The organism is Thermodesulfobacteriota bacterium (assembly GCA_039028315.1).
Classification (GTDB): domain Bacteria; phylum Desulfobacterota_D; class UBA1144; order Nemesobacterales; family UBA2774; genus CR02bin9.
This window is the reverse complement of sequence record JBCCIH010000049.1, coordinates 1-12,260: the sequence shown is the minus strand read 5'-3', so window position 1 is coordinate 12,260 and position 12,260 is coordinate 1. Positions and strand designations below refer to the sequence as shown.

The window sequence follows — 12,260 nt, the reverse complement described above, 5'->3', positions numbered from 1 at the left end:
CGGACACAGCGTAGTAATTGGAGAGTCAGGCGATATTATAGCTAGAGCCAAGTCTTTTGAGGAAGACCTTCTAATAGCGGATATAAATGTAAATAGGGTTTTTCGCTCAAGAATTCATGACCCAAGAAGACGCAAGGAACGACATGCGCTTGTGATGCATTCTGAAAGGGCAGAGGTCATAGAAATTGCAAATGGTATGAAACGAAAAACAAAACCGGTATTAAAAAAGCGGATTGAGAGTTTTAGTGAAAATGAGGAAGAAATCTTGAAAGCCCTTGTTATGGGTACTAAGGATTATGTGACTAAAAACGGTTTTAAAAAAGTTGCAATAGGGCTTAGCGGCGGCATAGATTCCGCAGTTGTCGCGGCTGTTGCAGTACAAGCTCTTGGAAAGCACAATGTCTACGGAGTTTCAATGCCTTCTAAATATAGTTCCAAGGGAAGCGTAACGGATTCTGAGAAATTAGCTAAGAATCTTGGCATTGAGCTGATTAATATCCCAATTGAAAATTCATTTAAATCTTATGAGGAGACTTTCTCGACTATTTTTGCAGGGAAAAAACCTGATATAACAGAAGAAAACCTACAGGCGCGCATAAGAGGGAATATACTTATGGCGCTTTCAAACAAGTTTGGCTGGCTCATACTAACTACAGGTAATAAGAGTGAGATGAGTGTTGGGTACTGTACGCTTTACGGAGATATGGCAGGCGGGTTTGCTGTAATTAAAGACGTACCCAAACTTCTAGTATATGAGCTCGCACGCTATTTTAACAAATCAAACGGTGAGCAGATAATACCAAAATCCATATTGACAAAGCCTCCTTCAGCAGAGCTTAGGCCTGATCAGCAGGATACTGACTCTCTTCCGCCCTATGAGGTGCTGGATCCGATATTAAAAGCATATGTAGAGGATGATTTAAGCGCAGATGAGATAGTAGAGCAGGGATTTAAGATGTCTATGGTCAAGAGAATCATCAAAATGGTTGACCAAAACGAATATAAGAGAAGACAAGCCCCTCCGGGAGTTAAAATTACCGCCCGAGCCTTTGGAAAAGACAGACGTTTTCCTATTACCAACCTCTACAAAGGCTGATAAGCCGATACAAATGTGCAAAAGGGCCTTTTTATGTTAAAATACTACTGTTAGGGTTGACAAAAAGCTTCTCGAGTTGACTTGTAGCCTGTTTCAACTTAAATTTATGATGGGTCAGTTGGCCGCTTTTTATGGGTCAATCCTCTAAAGTAATCAATAAAATTACTTCAATTGTTAATAATTTTTAGGAAGGTGTTTTTATGAAGCCTGTGGGATATCCGCCTAAACAGGGTCTTTATGACCCTAGTTTTGAGCATGACTCTTGTGGTATGGGGTTTGTGGTCAATATAAAAGGCGAAAAATCGAATAAAATAGTACGTAACGCCATTGAGGTGCTTTTAAATCTAGAACACCGTGGCGCATGCGGATGTGAAGCTAATACCGGTGACGGCGCCGGGATTCTTATACAAATACCTCATAAATTTTTTACAAAGGTATGCAATGATATAGATATAGCACTTCCATCAGACGATAATTACGGAGTAGGAACTATATTCTTTACTCAAAATCCGGAGGAAAGAAGAGAGTGCGCCAAAACCTTTGAAAAGATACTACAAGAAGAAGGCTTAGAGCCTCTAGGCTGGCGAAATGTTCCGACTGATAATGAATCATTAGGAAATACAGCAATTTCCTGTGAGCCCTTTATAAAACAGGTTTTTATTAAACCCGGACCACAAATAAGCGATCAGATGCATTTTGAGCGTAAGCTCTTTGTGGTTCAAAAAAGAGCTTTAAATGAGATCAAACTCTCAGGCATGAAAGGAGGGGATTTCTTCTACATAGCAAGCCTCTCATGCAAAACTACAATTTATAAAGGAATGTTAACAACATGGCAGTTAGATAAATTCTATCCAGATTTAAATGATCCAGATATGGAATCTGCTATAGCGCTTGTTCATTCTCGCTTTAGCACTAATACATTTCCTAGCTGGGATCGCTCTCACCCCTACCGTTATATAGTTCATAACGGTGAGATCAATACAATGAGGGGCAATATCAACTGGATGCATGCCAGACAAGGGGTATTTTCATCCGATGTTTTTGGGGAAGACCTTCAAAAGACATTCCCTATAATCTCACCCGACGGCAGTGACTCCGGCAACTTTGATAACTGTGTTGAATTTTTGTATCTCGCCGGTCGCCCGATTGAGCATGCAGTAATGATGATGATACCGGAGCCATGGTCAAACCACACAACCATGAGTGATGAGAAAAAAGCCTTTTACGAATATCACAGCTGTATGATGGAGCCTTGGGACGGCCCGGCATCTATAGGTTTTACAGATGGAACAAAAGTTGGTGCAATTCTGGACAGAAACGGCTTAAGACCTTCACGCTACTACGTTACAAAAGACGATATGGTAATTATGGGCTCTGAGGTAGGAGTACTTGATGTTCCTGCTGAGATGGTGCTTCAAAAAGGAAGACTTCAGCCTGGCAGGATGTTTCTAATTGACACTGAAGAAGGCAGAATTGTTGAAGACCAAGAGTTAAAGGAAAAACTATCAAAAGAGCTGCCATATAGAGAATGGCTGAACGAGAATTTAGTTTCAATCGACGATATCGAAGCATCTGATTCAGAGAGTGAGTACCCGTCAGATCATGAAAAAGTTCTACTTAGACAAAGGGCTTTTGGATATACTTTTGAAGACCTAAGGGTTTTAATTGGCCCTATGGCAAACAATGCTGTAGAACCAATAGGATCAATGGGCAAAGACACTCCTATAGCTATTTTATCAAGCAAGCCTAGGCTGCTCTATGAATATTTCAAACAGCTATTTGCACAAGTAACTAACCCTGCGATTGACTCTATTAGAGAAGAGCTTATTACCGCCACCCAGATGACTCTTGGGCCAGAGCCTAATATCTTAAACCCTTCTCCACTGAACTGCAGGAAGATAAGACTTAATGATCCTGTGTTAACAAATCAGGATCTAAATAAGATAAAGAGTCTTGATAGCGGCAACTTTAAATCTGAGACTCTTCCAATACTGTTTAAAATTGCAGATGGAAGCACCGGGCTTGAGAGTGCGCTAGAGGAACTTTTTGACAGCGCTGACAAGGCAATATCAAACGGAGCTAACATCTTAATTCTCTCTGACCGAGGCTTTAATAAGGAAAACGCACCAATACCCGCACTATTGGCAACGGCCGGTCTTCATCACCACTTAATCAGAAACGGTAACAGGATGAAGGTTGGTTTAGTGCTCGAATCAGCTGAGCCAAGAGAGGTTCATCATTTTGCACTGCTTATTGGATACGGCATAAGTGCAATTAATCCTTATCTTGCCTATGAAACCATAGAAGACATGATTGATGAGGGTATGCTTGGCGGTATTGAAAAACAAAAGGCGATAATCAACTACAACAAGAGCGTAGTTAAGGGCGTGGTAAAAACGATGTCCAAAATTGGCATCTCAGCAATTCAGAGCTACCACGGTGCTCAAATATTTGAAGCAATTGGGCTAAACCATGACTTTATTGATAAATATTTCACCTGGACGCCGACCAGGATTAAGGGCGCAGGTATAGATGTAATTACTCAAGAGATAAAAATGCGCTATGACACAGCCTATCCGGAGCGCGACGTGGTTCCGGAGACTCTTGATGAGGGCGGACTTTATCAATGGCGCCCGGGCGGTGAGCATCACGCATTTAACCCAAAATCAGTCCACATGCTACAGCGCGCATGCAGAACAAATAACTATCAAGAGTTTAAGAAATTCTCAGATCTTGTAACGGATGAATCTAAACAACTCGCAACCCTAAGGGGTCTGCTAGAGCTAAAAACTGATAATGACCCTATTCCACTTGATGAAGTAGAGTCGGTTGAGTCAATATGCAAGCGCTTTAAAACAGGCGCTATGTCCTACGGAGCAATAAGCCAAGAGGCCCATGAGAGCCTGGCTATAGCTATGAACAGAATCGGCGGTAAGAGCAACACCGGCGAGGGCGGAGAGGACACGGATAGAAACATCCCGGATGATAATGGGGATTTAAGAAGAAGTTCAATTAAACAGGTTGCCTCCGGACGCTTTGGAGTAACTGGCGAATATTTAGTCAACGCAGAAGAAATTCAAATTAAAATAGCTCAGGGCGCAAAACCAGGAGAGGGCGGCCAGCTGCCTGGCAGAAAAGTATACCCCTGGATTGCAAAAGTTAGGCTTTCAACGCCGGGAGTGGGTCTTATTTCACCTCCGCCTCATCACGATATCTATTCTATCGAGGATCTGGCTGAGCTAATACACGATTTAAAGAACGCAAATCAAAATGCACGCATTAATGTAAAGCTCGTCTCTGAAGTAGGTGTAGGCACAATTGCCGCTGGTGTGGCAAAAGGTCATGCGGATGTAATTCTGATAAGCGGATATGACGGCGGGACCGGAGCATCTCCTCAGAGTAGCATTCAGCACGCAGGGCTTCCTTGGGAGCTTGGACTTGCAGAGACTCATCAAACACTACTTATAAATAACCTTAGAAGCAGGGTTGTACTTGAGACTGACGGCCAGATGAAAACCGGACGCGACGTGGTTATAGCGGCTCTTTTAGGGGCAGAAGAGTATGGATTTTCAACAGCGCCGCTTATTATTTTAGGCTGTATTATGATGCGCGTGTGTCACTTAGACACTTGCCCGGTGGGTGTGGCTACGCAAAACCCGGAGCTTCGCAAAAAATTTATGGGCGATCCGACTCATGTAGTTAATTTCATGCATTTTATTGCCCAGGAAATTAGAGAACTTATGGCAGAGCTTGGTTTTAGGACCATAAACGAGATGATAGGCCGAACTGATAAGCTTGAAATGAGAGAAGTCATTGACCATTGGAAAGCTAAAGGAGTGAACATGTCGGATGTGATTTATCAGCCTGATGTTCCAAGTGATTACGGCAGGTATTCCATGATAGAGCAGGACCATGGTCTTGAAGAAGTGCTAGATAACAAAGTCCTATTAGATATATGTAAACCGACACTTGAAAATGCGGAGCCTATTGAGGCAATTGTCCCTATTAAAAATATAGACCGCACCGTAGGAACAATTTTAGGAAGCGAGCTTACGAAAAAGTACGGTGCCGACGGACTGCCTGAGGAAACAGTTAGGCTTCACTTCAATGGTTCAGCAGGGCAGAGCTTTGGTGCATTTGTGCCTAGATATATGACATTGATTTTGGAAGGCGATTCCAACGACTACATAGGAAAGGGTCTTTCAGGAGGGAAAATAATTGTTTATCCGCCAAAGCAGTCTACGTTTGTTGCAGAAGAGAATATAATTATCGGAAACGTTGCGTTCTACGGCGCAACCGGTGGTGAGGCATATATTAGAGGTCTTGCAGGAGAGAGGTTCTGTGTTAGAAACAGCGGAGTGAAAACCGTAGTAGAGGGCGTTGGTGACCATGGCTGTGAATATATGACAGGCGGCAGGGTAGTGGTGCTTGGAAGCACAGGAAGAAACTTTGCGGCCGGTATGTCTGGAGGAGTTGCTTACGTATTAGACGTAGAAGGCGATTTCTCAATTCGCTGCAATCAAGAGATGGTTGATCTTGAGCCTATGAGCTCAGATGATGCTCAGGAAGTTAGAGATATGATTAAGAATCATGTTGAATACACCGGAAGTGAAAGAGGAAAAGAAGTTCTTTCAAACTGGAGTAATATAGAAGAAAAATTTGTAAAAGTAATGCCAAAAGACTATAAACGAATGTTAGGGGCCATTGAAAGAGTAGAACAGAAGGGGCTTAGCGGAGATGAAGCTCTTATGGCAGCTTTTGAAGAAAATAAGAGTGATCTTGCCCGCGTCAGTGGTAATTAGTTTCCTCTTTGTTAACAATAATAGAAAAATATGAACATAAACGAGAATGCGATAGTGATTTGGAGGAAGTACAATGGGTGATCCCACTGGATTTATGCAGCATGATAGAGAACTAGAACCCGACCGTTCTCCCTCAGAGCGTATTAAAGATTGGAAGGAATTTCACAAGCACCTGCCCGAGAAGAAATTAAAAGTTCAGGGCTCAAGATGTATGGATTGTGGGATCCCGTTTTGCCAAACAGGAGATATGCTGGAGGGATTAACATCCGGATGTCCTATAAACAACCTAATTCCCGAATGGAATGATCTTGTTTTTAAAGGGCTATGGAGAGAGGCGCTAGACCGTCTGCATAAGACCAACAATTTCCCTGAGTTTACAGGTAGAGTATGTCCCGCTCCTTGCGAGGGCTCATGTGTGCTAGGGATAAACGAGCCGGCCGTAACAATTAAAAATATAGAATGCACAATTATAGATAAAGGGTTTGAAGAGGGATGGGTTATTGCCGAGCCACCAGAAGTCAGGACTGGAAAAACTGTTGCCATTGTAGGTTCCGGACCAGCTGGGCTTTCATGCGCGGCACAGCTTAATAAAGCCGGACACACAGTCACAGTATATGAGCGAGACGATAGAATAGGCGGGCTCTTAATGTACGGCATTCCAAACCCCCATCTGGATAAGTCTGTGGTGGAACGAAGGGTTAAGCTGCTTGAAGAAGAGGGTATAACATTTGTAACCAATACAGAGATTGGAAAAGATTACCCTTCACAAAAACTAATTGATGATTTTGATGCTGTTGTTATTTGCACTGGCGCAACTAAACCGCGCGACCTTCCGATAGAAGGAAGAGAACTTAAAGGAATTCATTTTGCTATGGAATTTCTTAGAGCCAATACTAAAAGCTTATTAGACAGCAATCTTGAAGACGGAAACTATATATCTGCAAAAGATCAGAATGTAATAGTTCTTGGCGGAGGAGACACAGGAACAGACTGTGTTGCCACTTCAATGCGCCACGGCTGTAAGAGCCTACTGCAGTTTGAAATCCTGCCAATGCCTCCATCAGAGCGGGCAGCTGATAATCCATGGCCGCAGTGGCCAAAGGTCTACACACTTAGCTACGGCCAGGAAGAAGCAATGGCAGTTTTCGGTGAAGACCCCAGGAAATACCAGGTTCTTACTACTAAGTTCGTCGGCGACGATGATGGCAACGTTAAGGAGCTCCATACGGTAAAGATTGAATGGCAGCAAGGTGACAACGGACGACCATCATTTAAAGAAGTCCCAGGCTCAGAAGAGGTTTGGCAAGCTGATAAAGTGTTTTTGGCTCTTGGCTTCCTAGGTCCTGAAGAAACGGTTTTAGATCAGCTGAATATAGAGAAAGATGAACGCTCCAATGCCAAAGCTGAATACGGCAAATATATGACAAGTGTGCAGGGTGTATTCGCAGCAGGCGATGCTAGGCGCGGACAAAGTCTAATAGTATGGGCCATAAATGAAGGACGTGAAGCTGCTCGTGAGTGCGACCGCTATCTAATGGGATATACTAACCTTCCGTAATACTAGCCTTTATAAAAAGGCGGTATTTTCTCCCCTATAAATATATTTACAGTTTTTGACTCAAGATACATATTGAGCCCATCTTTTCCGAGCTCTTTACCTATGCCGCTTTGTTTGAACCCGCCGTATGGCGTCTCTGGTATAATGCCGCCGTATGTATTTACCCATAAATAACCAGCGTTTATTCTCTTAGCTACCCTAAGGGCTCTATTTAAGTCCTGAGTCCATACGCCGCCAGCAAGACCGTATACGGTATCATTTGCGATATTTATTGCTTCTTCTTCGGTTTTAAATGGTATTACGGCCACAACTGGGCCAAATATCTCCTCACAAGCTATGGTTGCTTTAGAATCAACATTTGTAATCACAGTGGGCTCTATAAAATAGCCCTTTTTGTATTTACTTGGCCTTTTTCCGCCTGCAACCACCCTTCCGCCCTCTTTTTTAGCTTTCTTTATATAATTGTTGATGCTCTCAAAATGCTCTGAGGAAATAACTGAGGCAATCTCAGTGGTATCTTTAAGCGGATCTCCCATGCGGATTTTTCTAACCCTTTTAAGGAATGACCGCAGAAATTTATCGTATATGTTCTCGTGAAGTAATAGCCTTGTAACAGCTGTGCAGTTCTCTCCCTGATTGAAAAACCCGCCTCTAAGTGTAGCTTCAATACAATTTTCTATATTCACATCATCAAATACAACGCATGGCGCTTTGCCGCCAAGTTCAAGAGATACTCTCTTTATATTGTCAGCCGCAGTTTTCATAACAATCTTTCCGACTTCAGTGGAGCCTGTGAATGCGACTTTTGCTACGCCGGGGTGCTCAACCAAAGCTTGCCCAGCTACTGCGCCATCACCAGGAATGACATTGAGCACTCCATCTGGCAGCCCTGCTTTAGAGCAAAGTTTAGCCACTTCTAAAATGCCGCAAGGCGTATGCTCAGCCGGTTTTAGCACAATTGTACAGCCTGCGATAAGAGCAGGTGCAATTTTCCAAAATGACAAGAGAAGCGGGAAATTCCAAGGGATTATGTGGCCTACGACCCCGATAGGTTCTCTTATGGTTACAGTGAGCTGTGAATCTGATACATTTATACTCTCGCCGTTAAGCTCTCCGCTGATTCCGCAGTAATACTCAAGAGTTCTAATGCTGCCGCCGACTTCCACAAGCCTGCTTTCTCTTATAGGCTTACCAGTCTCAAGGGTATTTGTCAGGGCAATTTTCTCTTTGTTTTTATCAAGTGCCTGGGCTATGTTCAGAACGTGTTTTACTCGCACTGATACCGGCAGCTTTGACCAACTCTCAAACGCTTTGCCTGCGGCCTTAACAGCCTTATCAACGTCTTGCTTTTGAGCTTCTGCTATCTGGGCAAAGGGCTCCTCAGTGGCAGGATTTTCTCTTATATAGGTCTTGCCGCCTTTAGCGCTAACCTCTTTACCGTTTATAAAAAGTCCGTATTTCCTAAGTCTAGTAGCCAATATCAAAACCCCCTTGTGCGTCTTGTAGAAAAAGATTATACAATTTAAATACAAAAGGCCATATCTGTTTTCCCTGATGCTCTCTATGTTAAATATTATTGACAATAATATTGGTTAAAGTAATCTAAAAAGGCTTTTACGATGCACTACGGAGGATTGTCATTTCATTACTAAATACGCTTTCTGACAAACTTTTAAACAAAGAAGAACCAATTACATTTGAAGAAGCGCTAGCACTTACAGAGCTTTCAAAGGCTGAGGTTCCTGATCTTATTTCACTTGCGAGAAAAGTTACTTTAAAATACAAGGGCGATGGAGTATTCCTGCGCTCAATCATCAGCGCTCAGACCGGTAATTGTCCTGAAGACTGCTCATTTTGCTCGCAATCAGCTCATTTTGATACTGAAGTAACTGCTCATCCGCTAATGGCAAAGGAAAAAATACTTTTAGCAGCCAAGCAGTCAGAGAAAATGGGAGCTATGGACTTTTGCATCGTAATAAGCGCCAAAGGACCTACACCTAGGATTTTTAAACAAGTTCTTGAAGCTGTTGACCTCTTACGTGAAGAGACTAATCTTAAAATCGGCTGCTCCCTTGGTGATTTGAAAGAAGAACAGGCATACGAACTAAAAGAACATGGCGTATGGCGCTATAACCACAATCTAGAAACTTGTAAGAGCTTTTTCCCAAAAGTTTGCAGTACCCACAGCTACGAGGATAGATACAAAACAGCTGAACTAGTTAAAGAAGTAGGTATGAACCTTTGCTGCGGCGGAATATTAGGGATGGGAGAAACAGTTAGACAAAGACTTGAGCTTGCCTTTGAGCTAAGAGAGCTTGGCCCAAGCTGGGTACCTATAAATTTCATTAACCCACGCCCGGGAACTCCGTTTGAAAAAATGGAGACCGTCTCTCCTTTTGAAGCTGTAAGAACCATTTCAATTTTCAGATTGATCCTTCCTGATAAGATCCTTATGACAGCGGGCGGAAGAGAAGTAACCCTCAGAGATCTTCAGGCAATGGGTCTTGTTGCAGGTGCAAATGCAATGATTCTTGGCAACTATCTAACAACACCAGGCAGAACTCCGGAAGAGGATCTTCGTATGCTGGATGACCTAGAGATGCCGGTAAGAACCGACGTGAACTAATTGTACTCACCTCATATTGTATTAAACTTATCCTAACTTCGAATTTCAAATAGAACCATGTCTGATAGAACAAAAAAATTAGGTTCATATGATAAAGAATTCATCTGGCACCCATTTACGCAGATGAAAGAGTATGAGGAAAAGGACCCAGTTGTTATTGAAGGCGGCGAAGGGGCCTATCTGATCGACTCTGAAGGAAATAAGTATATAGACGGAGTGTCCTCACTCTGGGTTAATATTCATGGTCACAAGGTTCCTGAAATTGATAACGCAATTAAAAACCAGGTAGATAAGCTTAGCCATAGTACTCTTTTGGGTGTTACAAACCCACCGGCCGCAGAGCTTGCCAAAGAGCTAATAGAGATCTGTCCTGAGGGATTAAAAAAAGTATTTTATTCAGGCGACGGGGCAAGCGCAGTGGAAGTTGCACTTAAGATGGCCTTTCAGTACTGGAAACATAAAGACAAGCCAGAAAAAGTTAAGTTTGTATATCTAGAGAACGGATATCATGGAGACACCCTAGGCGCAGTTTCAGTGGGTGGTATTGATTTATTCCATTCAACTTTTAAGCCGCTACTCTTTGAGTCCTACCGTGCGCCTTCTTATTACTGCTACAGGTGTCCGCTAAATAAAACATATCCTTCTTGCGATACGGCATGCGCCACAGAGCTTGATAAAATTCTATCAGAACACCACGAAGAAATTGCGGCTGTGATAATGGAGCCATATGTTCAGGCAGCGGGTGGTATGATTGTTTCACCAGAGGGCTACCTAGCTAAAGTAAGGGAATCATGCAATAAGCACGATGTGCTTTTAATCTTGGATGAAGTAGCCACAGGATTTGGCAGAACGGGTAAGATGTTTGCTTGCGAGCATGAGGACGTAACCCCCGATATGCTTGTTCTTGGAAAGGGTTTAACCGGCGGATATTTGCCGCTATCAGCGACTATTACTACCCAAGAAGTTTATGATGCTTTCTTAGGTGACTATGAGGACTTTAAAACATTTTTTCATGGCCACAGTTATGCCGGAAACCCGGTATCGTGCGCTGCCTCCATGGGCAATTTAGAGGCCTTTGAGAACTACAACACACTATCAGAATTAAAAGAAAAGATCGAATACTTAGAAGATGAATTAAAAGAGTTTAGCGGCTTAAAACACGTTGGTAATGTGCGCAACAAAGGGTTTATGGTGGGAATCGAGCTTGTAGAGGATAAAGAGACCAAAGAACCCTATGCGCCAGAGCAAAAAATGGGCTGGCAGGTTGCCGATAATGCTATGGAAGACGGAGTGTTGCTTCGCCCGCTTGGAAATGTGGTAGTTCTTATGCCTCCTGTAGGAATTCCAATGGAAGACCTTAAAAAATTAGTACAAGTTACTTACAACTCCATCAAAAAAGCCACGGAAGCTCCATAATAAGACTATGACCGACCCTCTTGAATGGATAAAAGAAGAACTAGCCCAAATACATGATAATAAGCTCTACCGACTACTCACAGAGCTTGAGAGTGGCCAATCCCCTGAAGTTACAATTGACGGCAAAAAATATGTTTTGCTTGGATCTAACAGCTACTTGGGTCTAAGTGTTGATCCAAAGGTTATTGAGGCAGCCAAAATCGCTCTTGAGAAATACGGCACAGGCTCAGGCGGCTCAAGATTAGTGAGCGGAAGTTCTGATCTTCACCGACAGCTTGAGGATAGGATCGCAAAGTTTAAGAATACTGAGGCTGCTATTTTATTTAGCTCCGGGTATCTGGCTAATGTTGGGACAATCTCTGCCCTTGTTGGCAACGATGACATCATTTACAGTGATGAGCTTAACCATGCATCAATTATTGATGGCGCGCGTCTATCGCGAGCCACTGTGCGAATATATAATCATTTGGATTTAAATCATCTCAGACAATTACTTGAATCCGATAAAGAAAAAAAGTGCAGAAAGCTTATAGTTACTGATTCTGTGTTTAGTATGGATGGGGATCTTGTCGATCTACCAGTGTTAGTTGAGATTGCCGAGCTATACGGATGCATCCTTATGCTGGATGAGGCGCATGCAACGGGGGTGCTTGGTGAGAGAGGAAGCGGAGCTACAGAGCATTTTGGTGTTGAAGACCGCATACCTGTAGTTATGGGAACACTATCAAAAGCAGTGGGCTCGCTTGGCGGATACATAGCCGG

7 protein-coding genes are annotated in these 12,260 nt (G+C 43.0%); 6 read left to right on the top strand and 1 reads right to left on the bottom strand.

Going from position 1 to position 12,260, the window contains the following annotated elements:
* The 3 genes from AAF462_04605 to AAF462_04595 form a co-directional block, all read left to right on the top strand.
* Window positions 1–1,096 (top strand): NAD+ synthase (locus tag AAF462_04605; protein ID MEM7008396.1); only part of this gene is annotated, 1,096 nt, incomplete at its 5' end.
* Window positions 1,097–1,296: 200 nt separating this feature from the next.
* Complete coding sequence (gene gltB, locus AAF462_04600; protein ID MEM7008395.1) at window positions 1,297–5,898, top strand: glutamate synthase large subunit; 4,602 nt, start codon at window positions 1,297–1,299, stop codon at window positions 5,896–5,898.
* Between the two features lie 73 nt (window positions 5,899–5,971).
* Complete coding sequence (locus AAF462_04595; GenBank protein MEM7008394.1) at window positions 5,972–7,456, top strand: glutamate synthase subunit beta; 1,485 nt, start codon at window positions 5,972–5,974, stop codon at window positions 7,454–7,456.
* Between the two features lie 2 nt (window positions 7,457–7,458).
* Here the strand turns inward: AAF462_04595 and AAF462_04590 are convergent, their stop codons facing one another.
* A complete protein-coding gene (locus AAF462_04590; GenBank protein MEM7008393.1) occupies window positions 7,459–8,934 on the bottom strand; it encodes an aldehyde dehydrogenase family protein in 1,476 nt (491 codons plus the stop codon).
* A 155-nt stretch (window positions 8,935–9,089) separates the two neighbouring features.
* Between AAF462_04590 and bioB the strand changes: the two genes are divergently transcribed.
* The 3 genes from bioB to AAF462_04575 form a co-directional block, all read left to right on the top strand.
* Window positions 9,090–10,082 carry a biotin synthase BioB gene (gene bioB / locus AAF462_04585; GenBank protein MEM7008392.1) on the top strand — a complete coding sequence of 331 codons (993 nt, stop codon included), beginning with the start codon at window positions 9,090–9,092 and terminating at the stop codon, window positions 10,080–10,082.
* Between the two features lie 57 nt (window positions 10,083–10,139).
* Entirely contained in the window at window positions 10,140–11,498 is a 1,359-nt protein-coding gene (gene bioA, locus AAF462_04580) for an adenosylmethionine--8-amino-7-oxononanoate transaminase (GenBank protein MEM7008391.1), read from the top strand.
* 7 nt (window positions 11,499–11,505) lie between these two features.
* The coding region (locus AAF462_04575; protein ID MEM7008390.1) for an 8-amino-7-oxononanoate synthase at window positions 11,506–12,260 on the top strand (755 nt) is incomplete at its 3' end.